The sequence below is a fragment of the Nostoc parmelioides FACHB-3921 genome, assembly GCF_014696625.1.
Taxonomy (GTDB): domain Bacteria; phylum Cyanobacteriota; class Cyanobacteriia; order Cyanobacteriales; family Nostocaceae; genus Trichormus; species Trichormus parmelioides.
The window spans coordinates 1-18,704 of the sequence record NZ_JACJQL010000009.1 but is presented as its reverse complement, the minus strand read 5'-3'; the positions used below and the strand labels follow the sequence as shown (position 1 = coordinate 18,704).

The 18,704-nt window shown below is 42.6% G+C and carries 14 protein-coding genes and 1 pseudogene; 7 read left to right on the top strand and 8 right to left on the bottom strand.

What is annotated here, in order from left to right; all coding sequences use genetic code 11:
- The first annotated feature begins 238 nt into the window (after positions 1 to 238).
- Positions 239 to 2,140: an ATP-dependent zinc metalloprotease FtsH gene (ftsH, locus tag H6G14_RS08475; RefSeq protein ID WP_190567006.1), complete on the top strand. Its 1,902-nt coding sequence runs from the start codon at positions 239 to 241 to the stop codon at positions 2,138 to 2,140.
- A 357-nt stretch (positions 2,141 to 2,497) separates the two neighbouring features.
- Here the strand turns inward: ftsH and psaK are convergent, their stop codons facing one another.
- Complete coding sequence (psaK, locus tag H6G14_RS08470; RefSeq protein ID WP_011319225.1) at positions 2,498 to 2,758, bottom strand: photosystem I reaction center subunit PsaK; 261 nt, start codon at positions 2,756 to 2,758, stop codon at positions 2,498 to 2,500.
- A gap of 213 nt (positions 2,759 to 2,971) precedes the next feature.
- Between psaK and H6G14_RS08465 the strand changes: the two genes are divergently transcribed.
- Positions 2,972 to 3,895 carry a glutaminase gene (locus H6G14_RS08465; RefSeq protein WP_190566795.1) on the top strand — a complete coding sequence of 308 codons (924 nt, stop codon included), beginning with the start codon at positions 2,972 to 2,974 and terminating at the stop codon, positions 3,893 to 3,895.
- Here H6G14_RS08465 and H6G14_RS08460 read toward each other — a convergent pair.
- Genes H6G14_RS08460 through H6G14_RS08450 form a run of 3 tightly spaced genes read right to left on the bottom strand, consistent with a single transcriptional unit; the run spans position 3,892 to position 7,115 of the window.
- Positions 3,892 to 6,231 (bottom strand): glycoside hydrolase family 31 protein, encoded by a 2,340-nt coding sequence (locus tag H6G14_RS08460; RefSeq protein WP_190566793.1) that lies wholly within the window; start codon positions 6,229 to 6,231, stop codon positions 3,892 to 3,894. The genes H6G14_RS08465 and H6G14_RS08460 overlap by 4 nt on opposite strands.
- 4 nt (positions 6,232 to 6,235) lie before the next feature.
- Positions 6,236 to 6,817 carry an HdeD family acid-resistance protein gene (locus tag H6G14_RS08455; protein WP_190566791.1) on the bottom strand — a complete coding sequence of 194 codons (582 nt, stop codon included), beginning with the start codon at positions 6,815 to 6,817 and terminating at the stop codon, positions 6,236 to 6,238.
- A gap of 55 nt (positions 6,818 to 6,872) precedes the next feature.
- Positions 6,873 to 7,115 carry a hypothetical protein gene (locus H6G14_RS08450; protein WP_190566789.1) on the bottom strand — a complete coding sequence of 81 codons (243 nt, stop codon included), beginning with the start codon at positions 7,113 to 7,115 and terminating at the stop codon, positions 6,873 to 6,875.
- 294 nt (positions 7,116 to 7,409) lie between these two features.
- Between H6G14_RS08450 and H6G14_RS08445 the strand changes: the two genes are divergently transcribed.
- Positions 7,410 to 8,051 (top strand): bifunctional 4-hydroxy-2-oxoglutarate aldolase/2-dehydro-3-deoxy-phosphogluconate aldolase, encoded by a 642-nt coding sequence (locus H6G14_RS08445; protein WP_190566787.1) that lies wholly within the window; start codon positions 7,410 to 7,412, stop codon positions 8,049 to 8,051.
- 189 nt (positions 8,052 to 8,240) lie between these two features.
- Positions 8,241 to 8,753: a L,D-transpeptidase gene (locus tag H6G14_RS08440; RefSeq protein WP_190566785.1), complete on the top strand. Its 513-nt coding sequence runs from the start codon at positions 8,241 to 8,243 to the stop codon at positions 8,751 to 8,753.
- A 115-nt stretch (positions 8,754 to 8,868) separates the two neighbouring features.
- Here the strand turns inward: H6G14_RS08440 and H6G14_RS33520 are convergent, their stop codons facing one another.
- Complete coding sequence (locus tag H6G14_RS33520; RefSeq protein WP_242053385.1) at positions 8,869 to 9,858, bottom strand: PEP-CTERM sorting domain-containing protein; 990 nt, start codon at positions 9,856 to 9,858, stop codon at positions 8,869 to 8,871.
- Positions 9,859 to 10,777: 919 nt separating this feature from the next.
- Between H6G14_RS33520 and H6G14_RS08430 the strand changes: the two genes are divergently transcribed.
- Together H6G14_RS08430 and H6G14_RS08425 are read left to right on the top strand one after the other, a co-directional pair.
- Entirely contained in the window at positions 10,778 to 11,293 is a 516-nt protein-coding gene (locus H6G14_RS08430) for a L,D-transpeptidase (RefSeq protein WP_190566782.1), read from the top strand.
- 208 nt (positions 11,294 to 11,501) lie between these two features.
- On the top strand, positions 11,502 to 11,993 hold the full coding sequence (locus H6G14_RS08425; protein ID WP_190566780.1) for a hypothetical protein: 492 nt from the start codon (positions 11,502 to 11,504) through the stop codon (positions 11,991 to 11,993).
- Positions 11,994 to 12,441: 448 nt separating this feature from the next.
- Here H6G14_RS08425 and H6G14_RS08420 read toward each other — a convergent pair whose 3' ends face one another.
- Both H6G14_RS08420 and H6G14_RS08415 read right to left on the bottom strand, forming a co-directional pair.
- Positions 12,442 to 14,757: a metallophosphoesterase family protein gene (locus tag H6G14_RS08420; RefSeq protein ID WP_190566778.1), complete on the bottom strand. Its 2,316-nt coding sequence runs from the start codon at positions 14,755 to 14,757 to the stop codon at positions 12,442 to 12,444.
- A gap of 507 nt (positions 14,758 to 15,264) precedes the next feature.
- Positions 15,265 to 16,656: a malic enzyme-like NAD(P)-binding protein gene (locus H6G14_RS08415; protein WP_190566776.1), complete on the bottom strand. Its 1,392-nt coding sequence runs from the start codon at positions 16,654 to 16,656 to the stop codon at positions 15,265 to 15,267.
- Positions 16,657 to 16,990: 334 nt separating this feature from the next.
- Here H6G14_RS08415 and H6G14_RS08410 point away from each other — a divergent pair, with 334 nt between their 5' ends.
- Positions 16,991 to 18,295, top strand: coding sequence for an agenet domain-containing protein (locus tag H6G14_RS08410; protein ID WP_190566774.1), 1,305 nt, complete (start codon positions 16,991 to 16,993; stop codon positions 18,293 to 18,295).
- A gap of 239 nt (positions 18,296 to 18,534) precedes the next feature.
- Here the strand turns inward: H6G14_RS08410 and H6G14_RS08405 are convergent.
- Positions 18,535 to 18,704, bottom strand: a pseudogene (locus tag H6G14_RS08405) (photosystem II q(b) protein); the annotation flags it as partial.

Genomic DNA, 18,704 nt, shown 5'->3' with positions numbered 1-18,704 from the left:
CTAGACCACGGAAAATCGAGCTTTCGGTAGATATCAAGAATAGAACAGGAAATAAATCCGCAACAGTCCTGATATTTTTTACCCGTTCCTTCTTAACTGTTGCCTATTATCTGCCCTCCTGCCTCTTCTGAGAGTTAGACTAGATTAGATAAAGTGATGTCCAGTTATGGCAATTTTTGCTAGAAGAATAGGCTTAAATCAGCACTCAGCCTATGGCAGCAGACAAAGGGTAATTGTTATGAAAAATTTTGGGAAAAAGGCATTGATAAAACAGCAATCACCAAAGCGCGTTGCTTGGACTGGTGCTTTGGCAGCCAGTTTGATTATGTTACCAACGATGTTTGGCGGTAATCCTGTCTTAGCGCAGAAAGCAGAGCGTGAGTCTCTGTCATACGGAGAGTTGATTCAAAAAGTTAATCAAGAGCAAGTCAAAAGAGTAGAACTGGACGAAACTGAACAGATAGCCAAAGTTTATTTAAAAGGGCAAAAACCAGACGCGCCACCAATACAGGTGAGGTTGTTGGAGCAGAACAACGAGTTAATTAACAGACTTAAAGAAAAAAATGTTGATTTTGGTGAAATTTCCTCTGCCAATAGTAGAGCGGCTGTAGGGTTATTAATTAACCTGATGTGGATTTTGCCATTGGTGGCTTTAATGCTGCTATTCTTGCGTCGTTCTACGAATGCTTCTAGCCAAGCCATGAACTTTGGCAAATCTAGAGCGCGTTTCCAAATGGAAGCCAAGACTGGGGTGAAGTTTGACGACGTAGCGGGTATCGAAGAAGCAAAGGAAGAATTACAAGAAGTCGTGACATTCCTCAAGCAGCCAGAAAGATTTACGGCTGTGGGGGCGCGGATACCTAAAGGTGTGTTGTTGGTAGGGCCTCCAGGTACTGGTAAAACTTTACTAGCAAAAGCGATCGCTGGGGAAGCGGCTGTGCCATTTTTCAGTATCTCTGGTTCGGAATTTGTGGAAATGTTCGTGGGTGTGGGCGCTTCCCGTGTCCGTGATTTGTTTAAGAAAGCTAAAGACAATGCGCCTTGTCTGATATTTATCGATGAAATCGATGCAGTTGGGAGACAACGGGGTACAGGTATTGGTGGCGGTAACGACGAGAGAGAACAAACTCTCAACCAGTTACTCACGGAGATGGATGGTTTTGAAGGTAACACAGGTATCATTATTATTGCTGCCACTAACCGTCCCGACGTATTAGATTCAGCTTTGTTACGTCCTGGTCGTTTCGACAGACAAGTAATCGTTGATGCACCAGACTTGAAAGGACGCTTAGAGATTCTGCAAGTCCATTCGCGCAATAAGAAAGTTGACCCCAGTGTATCACTAGAGGCGATCGCTCGTCGCACACCCGGATTCACCGGTGCAGACTTAGCTAACTTACTCAATGAAGCCGCTATCCTCACAGCACGTAGGCGCAAAGAAGCAATCACGATTTTAGAAATCGATGATGCTGTTGATAGAGTTGTTGCTGGGATGGAAGGGACACCCCTGGTAGACAGCAAGAGTAAGCGCTTAATTGCTTACCATGAAGTTGGACATGGTTTAGTCGGGACGTTATTAAAAGACCATGACCCAGTGCAGAAAGTCACCCTGATTCCTAGAGGACAAGCCCAAGGTTTGACTTGGTTTACTCCCAACGAAGAACAAGGGTTAATTTCTCGTTCCCAACTCAAAGCCAGAATTACTTCTACTTTGGCTGGTCGTGCTGCTGAGGAAATTGTCTTTGGTAAGCCAGAAGTGACCACAGGTGCAGGTGATGACCTGCAAAAAGTCACATCAATGGCACGGCAAATGGTGACAAGATTTGGTATGTCTGAATTAGGCCCCTTATCTCTGGAAAATCAAAGTGGCGAGGTATTTTTAGGACGCGACTGGATGAATAAATCCGACTATTCTGAAGAAATCGCTGCCAAGATAGATTCTCAAGTCCGAGAAATTATCAACACTTGCTACCAAACATCAAAAGAACTTTTGCAAACTAACCGTGTAGTTATGGAACGGCTAGTAGATTTGTTGACAGAACAAGAAACTATTGATGGTGATTTGTTCCGTAAAATTGTTAGCGAAAGTCAAAATCCGGTGGTTGATGAGCAATTGTCGATGGTAATGGGTAACGGGTAATTGTGGTGAAATAAACTTAGGATTTACGTACCCAGATTTTTTGTTGAGACCGGGTGTAAGGGTGTAAGGGTGTAAGGGTGTAAGGGTTTCAATCATTTATACCCCTATACCCTTAATTTTTTGTTTTCATGCTTAAGTCCTAAATCACATCAATCAGATTTCTATAGAAATTTATATGTAAAAAAAACCAGAGAAATTACTCTCTGGCCGATTACAGACACAACAAAAATCTACTGAAAATTAACTTCGGTAATCACCTATGACAGCATGGTATACGTTAAAAATACCATCTTTGGGAAATAGTAAATAGCCTACACAATGAGTAATTATCTGTGTTAACTATTGACTGTTTCTTAATTAGAATCTGCCTAGATTATGTAATCCCAAAATAATACCTACTCCCAGAATATGACCGAAAGCAGTGGTCGCAAGTAACGCAGGCGCACCAAAACCACCAAAGAATTTGGCTGAAGGTAAAGCTGGTTCTGCACTAGGATACTTGATGGTCTGCCTGCCGAAAGTAATGGCAATCACATTGGCAATAACCATAATAATCCCGATTGTAGGACTCCATTCCAGGGGGGTGGTTGCAGCAGCGAGTAAGGTTGAAGTTAACACCTGATTAGCTCCTGAAATTTATTAATGATTGACAATATAATCAGGATATTTCTCAACTAAATTCAAGAAGAATCCCTATTTTGCATTATTATTTAACATTACGTTTCATTCCTTAATAAAAAATATTTTGTTTTTAAGAGATGGAGAGAAGAAAAAAGAGGGTTTAGGGGAAAAATAGGATGACTACGATAAATCTTTGGGGCTGTATCTATTGTGAAGGGATTTGATAGACTAGACACCGTGGATTTGTCTACTTGGGTAACATTGGCAAAAACTAAGACAAATTGTGGACGAGTAGTTGAGCGCATCCCAAGATTAGCTGTGGCTGACACCGCTTGGTTTGCTGTCCATATCTGTTGTCAATCAGGAAAATTCTACAGTGAAGGAGATACACATTGTGTATTTCCTCTAATGAGCATGATTAAGCCTTTTACTTTCCTGTATCTGTTGGAACACATGGGAATGGAGAAGGTTTTAAGCTGGGTTGGCGTGAAACCATCAGATGCGCCTTTTAATTCCTTAGAACAACTGGTGGCTGATGGTGGATATCCACGGAACCCGATGATTAATAGTGGGGCTATTACTCTCGCTGATAAATTACCAGGAGAGGATGCAAACCATCGCACGCGCTCTTTCTGCGAATGGCTAAACCAATTGGCAGGTAGTCAGATTCAGTTAGATGAATCTATGCTGGCTTCTGTCAGATTATCTCGCTCTCCGGCTAATCAAGCGATCGCTAATTATCTGGCAGAAAAAGGTTATTTAGAAAATCTTGATGTAGCACTTGATACTTATGAGCAGATATGCTGTCTCTCTGGGAAGGTTGAGGATTTAGCCTTACTAGGGAAACTCTTGGCTTTAGAAAGTAGCTCAATATCACCGCAGCATCAACAGATTGTTAACTCTGTTATGCTTACCTGTGGTTTATATGAAGCTTCTGCTGAGTATGCTGTCACAATTGGTTTACCGATGAAATCTGGGATTGGAGGGGGTTTACTCGCCATAGTACCAGGGGAAGGAGCGATCGCCTGTTATAGTCCAGCTTTAGATAGAATTGGTAATCCCGTAGGGGCGATCGCTTTTGTTGAGGTTTTATCTCGTTCTCTAGGTCTGTGCGGGAGATTTTCCCACCTTTAGCCAAAAACTAACTCTTTGGCTGACCCATCATCAACGAAGCGCTGTTCACCAACACCAACTAATTCCACAATCATTTCCCGTTCTGCGGGGGAAAACTCGCCCTCCCGCGCGCCAATTTCCACTATGGTTTGTTCTTTTTGAGTATAAATACGGTAATGTGTTGTGCAGAAAACACCCGTTTTATACTCAAAACTCCGACCATCATCTTCATAAAGCGTAAACTCACCTATACCTATCCACACCCGAATGGTTAGCTGAGTTAGGGGATACTCATCTACATATTGCATCACTGGAGCCATCGGTATAATCGCACCAGCACGCACATATAGGGGCATTCTTTCTAGGGGGGCGTGGGCTAAAATATGGGTCGGGCCTGTAAAAGCTTCACCAGTCCACCAATCATACCAGCAACCTTCAGGTAAGTAGACTGCCCGATATTCCACACCAGGGCGGTAGATAGGGGCTGCGAGTAAGGAAGCACCAAGCATGACTTGATCAGCCATATTGAAAGTTTGGCGATCGCTGGGGAAGTGATAAAGTAAAGGGCGGAGAATCGGCGCACCAGTGGTTGCAGCTTCCCAAAACAGCGTGTAGATGTAAGGTAGCAGTTGGTAACGCAATTGAATATATTCGCGGCAAATTTTCTCAGTGCGATCGCCAAATACCCAGGGTTCGTGTCTCGCTGTACTCAGTGCTGAGTGTCCCCGCATCAAAGGATATAGCATTCCCACCTGCATCCAACGGGCAAATAGTTCTGCGGTAGCATTACCCGCAAAACCACCAATATCAGCCCCTACAAAAGCTACACCTGATAAGCCTAAGTTACACAACATTGCTAAAGACATTTCCAGGTGTTCCCAGAGAGATTGATTATCTCCCGTCCAAACTGCTGACCAGCGTTGAATCCCGGCGTAACCAGAGCGTGTCAAAATAAATGAGCGTTCCACCGGACGCAACTTTTGCATTGCTTGGAAAGATGCTTGCGCCATCATCAAACCATACAAATTATGGGTTTCCGCATGGTTACTCATTTCATCTGCTGGTCCTTGGGGAGCATCAAGCGGGAAAGAAATTTTGTTACCAGGGTCGCCAAAGGGACGGTCATCTAATGCTGGTTCGTTCATGTCATTCCAGATACCAGCCACACCCATACTTATAAGACTTTTGTGCCAACTTCCCCACCAATCTCTAACTTCTGGGCGCAAAAAATCAGGAAACACAGCTTTGTCAGGCCACACATACCCATGAAATAATTGACCATTGGTTTTTCTGACAAAATAATCCTTCTGTAATCCCTCATCAAAGACTGGATAATCGGCTTCAGGCTCGTACTTCACACCAGGGTCAACAATCGTCACCGCCTGAAAACCATCTTGCTTGAGGTCATCTATCAAAGCTTTTGGCTCACTAAACCGCTTGGGGTTCCAGGTAAACACCCGATACCCGTTCATATAATCAATATCGAAATGGATGACATCACAAGGAATTTGACGCTGACGAAATTCCTTAGCTAGTTGACGGACTATATCCTGTGATTCGTAACTCCAGCGACACTGATGATAACCCAGTGACCATTTTGGTGGTAGTGACATTCGTCCGGTTAGCTGGGTATAAGTAGCCAGGATTTTTGCTGGTTCGGGGCCGTAAATAATGTAATAGTCTAGTTCGTCTCCTTGGGTTTCCATCCGCCAAACGCCGGGTTCTTGGACACCGAGATCAAACTGACTCCAAAAAGTAGTGTTAAAGAAAATACCGTAACCCAACCCTGGACGCAACGCCATAAAGAAGGGAATTGCCTGATACATATTGTCTGTGAGAACATCATAATCAAGGGCATCACAAGCCCAGTTGGTTCTGATGGTAGCTATTTGGTCAAGTAAGCCTGTACGTTCTCCAAAACCATAAAAATGTTCATCAGCTGCGATTTTTTTCCATCCAGCGATCGCACCAGTCCGCCAGCCTACACTTGGGTTAATATCCTCAGCAAAGGGGTTTCCTGCTAAGTCAAAACACTCAATCCGACACGGATTTTTATGTAATACCAACCTGAGCGACTGTGTTGTAATTTCGATAATATCTGCTTGTTCTTTTACCTCAAATTCCACCGCCGGCCATTGTTCATCTTCCTGTGTAACCGCCCATGATCGGCGTTTTTGAAACTCGCCCGTTGGTGTAACTCTGACGCGAATTAGGTTTGACCCTAGAATACTAATTTTTACCAAGGCATCGCCACAATTGCACAGCAAATGACGATCGCTTTGTTCTATCGCTTGTACATTTCCCAGAGTAGTCCAAGATGGCTCGGTAGTATGCAGTTGTCCGAAGTATTGGGGCATAAGATTAGTTTGTCATTAACTTTGAATTTTTCCGTCCCCAACCACGTAACTGGAAGCCTAGAATTAAAAGTAGTGTACCAAACAGGATGGTATAAGCAGCGATTAACCACACAATAGCCGAAGCCTCAGTGATTGGCCAGGCGATCAATATGATACCGAAGATGAGAGAAAGAATTCCAGCTACTGCGGGAAGCCACTCATTTTCTAGTGTTTGTCGCAGTTGCAAAGATGTCAGAATCTCGAATATACCAGTACAAATTGCCCAAGCAGCAATCAAGTAAAGTAATACAAATGCAGCGATCCCAGGGTAAATAAAAGCGATCGCTCCTACTCCAATACCGATGATTCCCTCTAGTAACAATAATCTACTGTGATTGTCATGCAAACGCTCTTGAAATGCGGCGATCGCCAATAATATTCCCCCCATCGACCAAAAGCCAGCAAACAGGTATACCAATAAATCTAAGGTCAAAGTCGGCCTGCATAGAGCCACTAAACCAAAAATAATGGCGATCGCTCCTCGTGCTACCACTGTCCACCAATTGCGAGTTAGTCGTTTTCTCACACCCAGGGATTTATTTCTCATGATTTGAGTAATACCAATTTGAAAAAAGAATGCGACAAATGAATCAATTCAAAATTCAAAATAAACCATCTGTAGAGACGCGATTTATGAGCCAGCGCGTTGCGGCAGTTCCCCTCGTTGTAGCGACTGGCATCGCGTCTTCACCCAAGGATGTGTTGCAATCATTAATTAAATTGGTATAAGTTATTCCCGACACACCTTGGGGATTATTTTCTTTACCAAGAAGCAATACACAGTTGTTCAACCAACTTATACCAATTTGAGAAAAGAATGGGACAGATACATACTCAACAATCATGATTCTGCTTGGCTTCCTTAATTTTGAATTTTGAATTTTGAATTGGTATTAGTATTGCTCGTCTAATATTTGTTACTGCCTTGTTAAACTCAGCTTAAATACTTCCTACTGGCCTTCCATCTGACTAAGGGTGCATGGTAAGTATCCATCTGGTGGAAGAAGCGGGCAAAGAAACTTCCAGACCCCTACACCCCTATACCCTTCTCCAAACCCTTGATCTTTCGTTTCCATGCGTAAGTCCTATATGTATGTCAGTCTGGTAATTGAGAATCGAACGCCTCCGCCTCCGTTACAATGTCTACTCAAGATTGGTTATCACAGTTGCAAAAACAGCGAGCGATCGCAGTCGTCCGCGCCCCGAAACTAGAATTAGGGCTGGAAATGGCTCTGGCTGCTGCTGCTGGGGGGATGCAGCTAATTGAAATTACCTGGAATAGCGATCGCCCAGGGGAATTAATCACCCGATTACGTGAGCAGTTACCAGAATGTATTATTGGTACTGGCACATTATTTAATTTGCAGCAACTAGAAGAAGCGATCGCTTGTGGGGCAGAATTTCTATTTACGCCTCATGTTGACTCAGCCATGATCAAAGCATCTGTCACCAAAAATATACCCATCATTCCCGGCGCACTCACCCCCACGGAAATTGTTAATGCTTGGGCTGATGGTGCAAGTTGTGTCAAAGTATTCCCCGTACAAGCTTTAGGGGGGGCTGATTATATTAAGAGTCTGCAAGGGCCTTTAGGTCATATTCCCTTAATTCCCACCGGGGGAGTAACCCTAGAAAATGCCAAAGGACTAATTCAAGCAGGTGCGATCGCCGTTGCTCTAGGTGGAGAGTTATTTCCTCAGCAACTAGTGAAAGCGGAAAATTGGCAAGCAATCGCTCAATTAGCCAGGAACTTAACTCAAGGACTAAGCAGTATAACCTAAAGCTTGGTAATAAGGATCGAAAATAAGTTTCACTCTCAAACAAAAAAGATGCCTTTCACCTACACCCTTAAACCCCTACACCCTTAAATTTTGAATTAGCGTAATTTTCAGGATGAAATTATTTAAAACCCACTGTTATAGTTGATTTCTCAAAATCTGCTTTAACTCCATGATTGACGTGTTTCAACTATGAAATCGCTGATTTATCTCGACTGGAAACGTGGTTTAAAAATGTTTGCTGCTAGTGCAGCATTGTCCTTGACTTTCATAAATACTGGGTTTGGTGAAGCATTAGCACTGTCCACCTCACAAAAAGTTGAAAATACAATTGAGACTTTGCAAAAATCCGATCAACGTTGGATTCAAATTAATCTTGCCAATCAAAGATTAACCGCTTGGGAAGGTGGAAAACCTGTGTATGCGATCGTCATTTCCTCTGGTAAAAGATCGACACCCACCCGTATTGGTGCTTTCAAGATTCAATCAAAGCATAAGTCTACGCGGATGCGTGGTAGAAACTATGATGTCCCCAACGTTCCCTACGCCATGTTTTATAGTGGTAATTACGGTATTCATGGTGCATATTGGCATAAAAAATTTGGGAGACCCGTAAGTAATGGCTGTGTAAACCTCGCCCCCAATCATGCTAAATGGCTATTCAATTGGGCATCTTTAGGAACACCAGTTGTCATTCAAAAGTGAATAAAAATCAAAAATCGTTACAGGTTATAGCCCGTAACGATTTAAAGTTTTCAACCCACCATATCTAACAAAAATTTTGTGTGCGATTAGTGAAATTGATCAAAGATAAAAGAAATTAGATTGAACGACGACGGCGAATTTTTATCATTCCAGTTGCTAATAAACCAAGACCTAACAGAGAAGCAGGTTCAGGTAGAGGAGTAGGAGGAGGGGGAGTATTTCTTTTTATATTAGAGACGAATAATGAGGCGTGAGATAAAGCTTTCCCTGCGTTTCCACTACCATCTAAAGCGACACCAATAGTATTGAGGATTCCCGTTAAACCTTGAGTGAAATCATAATCTTTGAATAGGTAAGCGCTATAACCATTACCTGCTTTAAGACTTACTACAAACGTGTTACTGGACAATGTTGATCCTAAACCCCATGCACCTGTACTAATTTCTCCATCATCTGTTGTAATCGCAAAGGGATTTGTGTCATCAGATTTACCAGCTAAAGTCCATTGCACACCAGTACCAACAAAGCTGCTAAAGAGATCATCATCATTTAATTTAGAGAGCAAAGTACCTGCGTTACCCGTGTCATTGCCAGCATTTGGGCCGTCACAAGCTGTAGCTGAAACACCTCCAAGTGAAATATCAGTAATCTTACATATTGCTGAAGAAGTTTGACCACCACTGGCTTGACCTTGACCTTGGGTCTGACTTTGACCTTGACCTTGACCTTGGGTCTGACTTTGACCTTGACCTTGACCTTGGGTCTGACTTTGACCTTGACCTTGACCTTGGGTCTGACTTTGACCTTGACCTTGACCCTGGGTCTGACTTTGACCTTGACCTTGACCTTGGGTCTGACTTTGACCTTGACCTTGACCTTGGGTCTGACTTTGACCTTGGCCTTGACCTTGACCCTGGGTCTGACTTTGACCTTGACCTTGACCTTGGGTCTGACTTTGACCTTGGCCTTGACCTTGGGTCTGACTTTGACCTTGGCCTTGACCTTGACCACCACCTCTAGCATACGCTGGTGCAACAATTGAGGCAGAAAGAAGTCCAGTAACCAATAAGGTCGATGCTGATATACGAGAAAATTTTCGTTTCATATGTGGCTAGAATTTACATCTCCAGAAATTGGTATTGCTATTCGAGGAGTTTAGTTAAAAAATGTTCTACTAAACAGTTTTACGCCCCGTCATAGTTTGAATTTTAATAGAAATTTCCAATGTTAGTAATCGATTATTCTCTTGCTTCATCATATTTTTAGAAAACCAAACTTAAACTTATTACTAGATGAAAATATGACTGTATTTTCCGTACAAGTTGCGCCCATCTTTACATGATGAATATATAGATAATTAGTATTATTACCAATGTTTTTTCACTAAATAAAATCTTCATTAAAAGGTGAGATGTTTATTTTTTGTCAACCGTTAACTTACTGGTTGTTAGTTAAGAGGCAATCTATAAAGTAAATTTTAATTAGGGTGTGTTACGACTATGAAAGTGACAAGCCTAAAATGTAGGCTGGGTCAAGTATTTGCGTAACCCAATACCCCGATATATGTTTGGTGGTGCTACGCTCAACCCAATCTATGACTGAAATGATGCAACAGATTTGGAATGTGAGTAAACGCAGATAAATAATCTCTGAGCGATCGCTGCTCATTGCTAGCTCATCAATACAAGTTTATTCTCAAATAACTATCAGTCTCAGCTTTTGAGGAAAATAATCTCTAAAAATGTCTACAAAGCAAGATAATTATATTTATTTTATAAAAAGTGTCTACTGTAAATTTCCGGAATGTGCATTGTTGAATATGAAATAAATTATAGAAGAGGAAAATCTCAGAATCTGCCTCAAGGGAATTAGCGTAAATCCAGACTTTCGTTAAACTTTAATTCAAAAGCTCCTAGAAGTACAATCGCTACAAAATGCCAAGATTTTTGTGATGAATCTTGGATATTGGGAACTTCAAAATCTAGGAATTGATGATGTTTGCATAATCAAGAAGGTGATGGGATATGCAAAGCTGGATTCTTAATATTTGGATACGTCGCTCAGGAAATTTGTTGACAGGTGCGATAGTTATGATGGTGGTTTTGCTTTCTGGGTTGCTACCCACGACAGCTGACCCCACTTCTGGGATATATAGAACCGCCGTAGTTGAGCAGAACAGTATTACTCAACCTCGGAAAATTGAAATCGATTTATCAGATCAACGCTTATTTGCGTGGGAAGGTAAAAAACTGGTGTATTCTTTCCGAATTTCCACAGGTAAGCGCTCCACTCCTACACCTGTAGGTCAATTTAAGATTAATTCCAAATATCGCACTAATCGGATGCGAGGGCCTGGCTATGACATTCCTAATGTTCCTTATGCCATGTATTTCCATCAAGGTTATGCTATTCACGGTGCTTACTGGCATAACCGTTTTGGGACTCCAGTCAGTCACGGTTGCGTAAATTTACCAGTCAAGTTGGCACGTAAGTTATACAATTGGACAACGCCAGGGACATTGGTAATAGTCCGGCGATGAAGAGTAATAAGCTATTGTGCTTTTAAGTTGCATAATCTCATCGTGAAGGCTGTTGACCGTTAACAGTCAACCGTTAACAGTCAACGGTCAACAGCCCTTATTCGTAGTTATGCTTTTTTAGCGCGCATTACCTTAAATCGGATGTTCTTGCTCTGTTGCTTACTTTCATCTATTACTATTTAGTAGATGTTGTCAGGTTGATTGAGATATGAGAGATTACCTTTTGCGATCGCTACTTGTGAGTGGAGTCGTCATTGGCTGCGGATTTTCTCCCTTGTATGCTCAAGCACAGCAACAACAACCTACTGATGTTCAAGTTGCTGCACTGGTGGAAGCATTAAGACAAGCTGCACCACAAACTGGTAAAGCCAACGATGGACTTTATAGTGCTTGGCAAGTTAAGCCGGAAACTCTCAAAGGTTGGTCAAAATATTGTCTGAAAAAAGAAGTTACACCCACACAATTTGACAATAACCCTGCGTTAGCGCGTGAGGTAGTTTCTTGTATTACTCGCCGTGAGTTAAATAATCAATTCAGTGCTACTCGAAACAATGAAACTGCGTCTGTACGTGGTGTGGCTTGTTGGTGGATGACTGGGGCATATACAGGCTGCAATACTGGTTTCACTGCTGCTTATGTCCAGAAGGTTATAGGATTTTACCAGCAGCAACGAGCTAATCCATCAGGGCGATCGCGTTAATCAACGTGAATTCGATAAGTCTTTTTTGACCTCTCCCCCAGCCCCTCTCCGACGCGGAGAGGGGCGTAAAGAGATAACATATCAAGGAAAAATGGTATTTTAAAGCCTCTCTCCTTGCAGGCTATGGTGTACACACAAGTCTAATAACCTAGCCCCATAACGTTTTGATCCCCCCTAGCCCCCCTTAAAAAAGGGGGAACAAGAATCAAAGTCCCCCTTTTTAAGGGGGATTTAGGGGGATCGAACGACATTTTGCATCCAGCAAAAAGATGTGTGTACACCGTAGCTCCTTGCAGGGGAGAGGTTTGGAGAGGGGTTTTTTTATTCGTCGAACTCGCGTTAATCAGGAGTTCCAAATCTACCTTACACAACATGGGTGGGCATTTTGCCCACACCAAATTTCTTTCCATTTGGATTGTGTAAGTGTTAGACAAGCAGTCGGCTACTTTTAATCGTCAATTGATTGACTCCCTACAATTAAAAATTCATTTAACAAGTACTGATTTGGTTGCAAATTAGTAGCGAAACGGCTGTAAACAATTTGAGTTGATGATGTAGAAGAAAACCAATAAGTATCCTGAATGACTTGATAAGAATTAGTGTTATCTGATAGCTCAAAGTGAACTAATGCTAAATTGTTCAACCCAACTACTTCTCGCCCATCTTGAAACCAAGGAGATTGCCAAATTTTCAAGGTTTGTAACCATTGCCAGCGTGAATTTTGGCGGTTTCTGGGGGTAACAAAAGTAGACATATCCAATCGGCGATAAAAATTCTGGGTGGGCTGTCGCGGTATCCACTCCAGTACACAATGCCAATCAGGATTAGTTAGTGCTTGGCGACGGTGTAGCCGCTTTGTGGTAACTTCCAGCATATTGGGTGGTTGATTCCAGCCCAGCCAACGGCGAATTTTTTCTGGCAATAGCCATTGTTTGAGGCGTGTATGGATTATTTTAGTCAGGGTCTCTTCATTTTTCAAAGCACTGGCGGTTAACTGGACTATGACAGATTGCTGTGGTGAATGGGGAATTGCTCCATAAGAGAAGCGGGCGGCACAACTGTAATGAATATCACCGGAAAGAATGATGACTTTTTGACGTTGCTCACATAAAGTTGTCAGGAGTTTTGCCAAAGCTTCAAAATGAATGTTCCAAGAATCTCCCACATCTGTAGAAAAGACTTTTTCGCGCTTTAACTGCCAATGATGAATCCAATCAATAACTTGCAATCCAAATACATTGGTAGGTGCAATCACGAAGGTAGTGAGATTTTGGTGATCTGCATTTTTTTGTAATGGTTGTAGTAGTTGTTGCTTCATCGCTCCGGGAGATAGCAGCATCGGTGGGGCGATTGGTTTTTTGTCGGCTGGGTAGCCCCGCCATGTGCGTGTGTCTAATACTATGACTTCATGGCAATTGCTGGTGATTGTGTAGTTCCAAGTTAGTGTTTCGGGGTGGCGTTCTAAGATAAATACGCCATCTTCTAAAACAAAATTTGGTAGTCCTGTGTTGGGGTTACAGCTTGGCATCCCTAGATAACGAGCGATCGCCTGATCAGCTTCCATATCCTTCCCGGCTGATGCTGACCAATTTTCCGCCGCCGCCAGTAATTTTTCCCCAGATTGACCAGATGTAAATTGTTCTGGTGTATTTCCCCAAGCTTGAAAGACGCTGTATGCTAACAAAGCATTTTGTACAGTCCGCCGTCCCAGAGGATTACCCAAAACCCGCAAACACCATGCTTGATTTAAGTTCCAATCGTCGCTGACATCATGGTCATCAAAGATGGTGTACATGGGAATATTCGCCAGCGCCCGCCGCACCCGTCCCAGTGTATAAATTAATTGTCGTAAATCAGCCACCGATTGATCCCACATTTTCAGGGCTTGGCGATCGCTTGTTACCCATTTTCCTGGGGGAAAGGCCTCCGGCCAGCACACAGGCGACCAAGCCAGTAAATAAGCGGCGTAATATTCCCCCAAACTGAACAAATGACTGGAAACTTTCTCTGATTTATTATGTAATCCTGCCGTCAATTTGGCTTCTTCTGTCGCCACTTCCGCCCGTTCTCCTGGGGCTAGTTCCTTGGGAGTGCGATAACCTTGACCTACAGGAAGTTTTTCTTCCCAACCAAGCAGAGAATCGCCAAGATGACTGGCGACCCATAAAAATGGATCTGCCACATCGTCACCATAGATTTGATCACCTGTGAGGAATAACTGATGAGGACGGCTACGGGGTTGGTTGGCGGCTAATGCTATGAGAGCATCGAGTAAGGGTAAGGCATCTATTCCGTGTCCGTGGGGTTTGCGACAAGAAGCATGGATAATATGCAAATCTGCCAAGGAATCTGGAGGAAGCACAAAAGTAGGTTTTTGATGCTCAAAGTAGCTAATACTGACTTGAGGAAAGCGATTTGAAGATAATGCTTGTTCTAGATTCAGCAAAGTTTGATCAGCACAGGTGAACTGGAGGTCATAAGCATAAATGCACTCATTAGTTAAACTAGCCCCCACAGGAGACACGGCTGTAATCGCTACAATGTGCAGATACTTGCCCAAAGCTACAGTCAAGCGTTGTCCTTCTAATAAACAATTTCCTAACCTTTCACCATTATTTGTTGTTGCGTAAACTTTGAGTTCTACCTGACAAGATTGTTGGAGTACAACTAGTACGGTGACTGATTTTGCCTCAGTATGTTGTAGCAATGGCCCCGCTAAAATTAACGGTAGTTCCTCGAAAAAGTCCCCAGCTTGGTTATTCATGACCAAAAGTTACAGGTTTGAGAAATTGTTTGGATAATTCAGGTGAAATAGTATAAGTCCTATAATTTAAAACTAATTCATGAGTGTTAGAACTTGGTTGACGAGTGTTTAAGACTCGTGGACGAGTGTTTAAGACTCGTGGACAAGTGTTTGAGACTCGTGGACGAGTGTTGTAACTTGGTTGACGAGTGTTTAAGACTCATGGACGAGTGTTGGAACTTGCTTGACGAGTGTTTAAGACTCATGGACGAGTGTTTAAGACTCGTGGACGAGTATTCGAGACTCGTGGACGAGTATTTGAGACTCGTGAATGAGTGTTAGAACTTGGTTGACGAGTGTTTAAGACTCGTGAATGAGCATTGGAACTCCAACGAGTCCCAAATTAACCTACTTTAATTTTGATTTCTACCTTTAACTGAACCCATTAAAATATAAAGGATGGACGAATCGCCCATCCTTAATCAAAAGAACTTTTAAAGTTAACACCGAACCTAGTCGAAGTGTTAATTAACCCCGTGCAATCCCCTCTTCTCGCGCTGCACGTTGTACAGCAGCAGCGACGGCGGTAACGACACGTTCATCAAAGACGGAGGGAATAATATGTTCCCGATTCAAGTCTGAGGGATTAACCAAAGAAGCGATCGCACTGGCTGCTTCTAAATACATGGTGGTGGTAATTGTTTGCGCGCGACAATCCAACGCCCCACGGAACACCCCAGGAAAGGCTAACACATTATTAATTTGGTTGGGGTAGTCACTGCGACCAGTAGCAATGACAGCTACATCTTTGCTAATTAATTCCGGCTGAATTTCGGGTATGGGATTAGCCATAGCAAAGACAATCGGGTCTTTAGCCATAGACTTGACCATTTCTGGTGTTAAGACTCCAGGCGCACTCACACCAATAAATACATCTGCCCCTTGGACTGCACCGGCTAGTGTACCCTGAGCTTTGACAGCAAACTCTTGTTTTTCTTCATTGAGGTCGGTGCGAGTGGTGGAGATAATGCCTTTAGAGTCGCACATCCAGATTTTTTCTGCCCCAGCTTTCCGCAGTAACCGAGCGATCGCCACGCCAGCCGCACCAGCACCATTAATCACAATGCGGATATCAGTGATTGACTTCTGCACCAGTTTCAAGGAGTTAAATAAAGCTGCCAAAGTGACAATTGCTGTACCATGTTGGTCATCGTGAAAAACGGGAATATCTAATTCCTGTCGCAATCTCTGCTCAATTTCAAAACAACGGGGTGCGGCGATATCCTCTAAATTCACACCGCCAAAAACCGGGGCAATATTTTTGACTGCTTGGATAATCTCTTCTGTATCTTGGGTAGCCAAGCAAATAGGAAAAGCATCAAGTCCGGCGAATTCCTTAAATAACATGGCTTTACCTTCCATTACTGGTAAAGCTGCATGGGGGCCAAGATTACCCAACCCCAAAACTGCACTACCATCAGTGACAATGGCGACAGTATTTTGTTTGATAGTTAAATTGTATACTTGCGATGGGTCTTGAGCGATCGCCGTACAAACCCGACCTACACCAGGGGTATAAGCCATTGCTAGGTCGGAGACACTCTTGAGAGGAATCCGGCTGGTGATGCTGATTTTGCCGCCACGATGTAAATTAAAGGTGCGATCGTAAACGCTGACTAACTTAATATCTGGTATGGCTTTGACTGCTTGCACAATAGTTTCTGCGTGTTCAGTACTAGCAGCATCAACAGTTAAGTCACGGAGAGAAACTTGGCGCGTTTGCTCGATTAAATCGATTTGACCGAGATTACCACCACTAGATGCGATCGCCTGAGTAACAGATGCTAGCATTCCCACACGATTGGGAATCTGTAACCGGAGAGTAACACTAAAACTGGAATTAGGAGTTAAGTCTGCCATCTTAATTGGGGATTTTAGATTTTAGATTTTATATTGAATTGTTACAGTAAATTCCATTTTTACGATAAAACCTACACACCCAAATTATTTGCAGGATAAATTAAGACTTTCTCCCAGGGCTAAAGGCAGATTCTTTTCCCTTGCAGGATAAGCATGAAACTGATGAATTCTAACACTCTAGACCCTCGCTAACGTGTTAAAGTTACTTTTTTCTCAATCTTGGGAACTCTATGAATACTGTCCAGTGAATAGAAAGCGAAGCAGGTAGAGGTTATCTGCATCGGCTGATCTGAATTGTTGTGTCAGTATTTCCCAAGATTGTGAGGTCTGCTTTATGGATAAATCCATTATTCAGTTGATTGATGAATTACCGAACGATAATATTACCGTCAAAGTTCTCAACGCGCTGGATTATGTCGCCCCTGGCCAGTGGCAGAATTTAGTAGGTTTCGATAATAGTATCCGTGCGATTACCGGAGAAACTGACGCTAAGGTAATTCAAAGAATCCGCGATCGCGCCACCTCTTTGTATCATGATCCTCAACAAGGCTACCAAGCAGCCATCAAACTTTACCAAACCATAGATAAAGCTGACACTGCAATGGCGACTGCGGCTTTAGCTAATAAAGTAGGTGAGAAAATTGGCTTTCTATCTTTTTTAAGCAACATTACGCCCAAAGCCGACCTCACTCAAACAATTGACCTAGTACTGAAAATTGCAGTCGAAATTATCGTTTTTTGCAAACTCAACGGTATTCCCCAGCCAAACCCCCAAGAATTTGCCAATTCTCTGGCTAACAACTATCAAGATGCTTCTTTAATCCGCATGGTAGCCCTAGTTTGCCTAGATGGCATCCTACCATTAGGCCCCGACTTCCTCAGCAAAATTCAGGGAATCATTAGCGGTGCTGACTCCAACAGCATCACTCAAAATCCTGTTTTCTTAGCCGTCAATAGCTCCTTACCAGGAAATAATCCCACCGATAAACTAGGCTTTATCAATCAGGGTTTCAATGCTGTTCAAGGCTGGATGAATAACTTAGTCACCAAGACAGGTATCACCCCACAATCTATTTCTAGTCATCTTGGTAGTTTTATTCAAATTGCTGATGATAATTTAGATTTTGTCGCTGCATTCCTAGACCAAACTACCAATTACTTTGAGCATACAGGTATTCAATCAGTAGCTCGCAGATTGATTTTGCAAGCCCATACCTTAGTTAAAGAAGAAATAAAACAAGAGACAGCACAGCCTATTCAAAATGCCTCATCTGCTGTGAAATCAGATACTAGCCAGTATGCAATCAACAAAAAAATAGAAGTCTGGGATGAAGAAGAAGAAGACTGGTATCAAGCCACAATTGAGAAGGTTCAAGATGACCAGTTCTTTATAAACTACATTGGCTATGGTTCATCCCATAATGAGTGGGTTGGCAAAGATGACATTCGCACTACTGATTATGCCTCATCTGATGCCAATGGATATGCAGTGGGTAAAAAGGTTAAATGTTGGAGTGACGAAGAAGAAACCTGGTACACTGCAACCATTGAGAAGATCCAAGGAAATCAATATTTTATTCACTACACAGGTTACGATTCATCTTATGACGAATGGGTGAATTCAGATGATATCTGCTAACCATTGTTTGTAGTAATAACTTTAGTTTAGGGATTTGCAGATAAAAAAATATCCAAAATTTAGGGTGCGTCAGTGCAAAAAAACCTAGCTGTAACAAGAAATTATTCATACTGACGCACCCTACTAACCGCCAATTTGGAATAATTGATTTTTTGGTGTTCCCTTAGTCCTGAATTGCAAAAAGCAAAAAAGCGCCCCCTTTTCAGGAGACGCTTTTTTATTGAATTAAGACTTGAGAATTAACCGTTGATAGCAGGAGCGCTGATAGCAACAGGAGCAACTTCACCAGCAGCCAAGTCTAAGGGGAAGTTGTGAGCGTTACGCTCGTGCATTACTTCCATACCCAAGTTAGCGCGGTTGATGATGTCAGCCCAGGTATTGATTACACGACCTTGTGAGTCGATGATGG

Bases quoted from the DNA above. Each gene is read 5' to 3' on its own strand.
- ftsH (WP_190567006.1), top strand. From the start codon at position 239: ATGAAAAATTTTGGGAAAAAGGCATTGATAAAACAGCAATCACCAAAG.
- H6G14_RS08460 (WP_190566793.1), bottom strand. From the start codon at position 6,231: ATGCCCCAATACTTCGGACAACTGCATACTACCGAGCCATCTTGGACT.
- H6G14_RS08455 (WP_190566791.1), bottom strand. From the start codon at position 6,817: ATGAGAAATAAATCCCTGGGTGTGAGAAAACGACTAACTCGCAATTGG.
- H6G14_RS08450 (WP_190566789.1), bottom strand. From the start codon at position 7,115: ATGATTGTTGAGTATGTATCTGTCCCATTCTTTTCTCAAATTGGTATA.
- H6G14_RS08445 (WP_190566787.1), top strand. From the start codon at position 7,410: ATGTCTACTCAAGATTGGTTATCACAGTTGCAAAAACAGCGAGCGATC.
- H6G14_RS08440 (WP_190566785.1), top strand. From the start codon at position 8,241: ATGAAATCGCTGATTTATCTCGACTGGAAACGTGGTTTAAAAATGTTT.
- H6G14_RS33520 (WP_242053385.1), bottom strand. From the start codon at position 9,858: ATGAAACGAAAATTTTCTCGTATATCAGCATCGACCTTATTGGTTACT.
- H6G14_RS08430 (WP_190566782.1), top strand. From the start codon at position 10,778: ATGCAAAGCTGGATTCTTAATATTTGGATACGTCGCTCAGGAAATTTG.
- H6G14_RS08425 (WP_190566780.1), top strand. From the start codon at position 11,502: ATGAGAGATTACCTTTTGCGATCGCTACTTGTGAGTGGAGTCGTCATT.
- H6G14_RS08420 (WP_190566778.1), bottom strand. From the start codon at position 14,757: ATGAATAACCAAGCTGGGGACTTTTTCGAGGAACTACCGTTAATTTTA.
- H6G14_RS08415 (WP_190566776.1), bottom strand. From the start codon at position 16,656: ATGGCAGACTTAACTCCTAATTCCAGTTTTAGTGTTACTCTCCGGTTA.
- H6G14_RS08410 (WP_190566774.1), top strand. From the start codon at position 16,991: ATGGATAAATCCATTATTCAGTTGATTGATGAATTACCGAACGATAAT.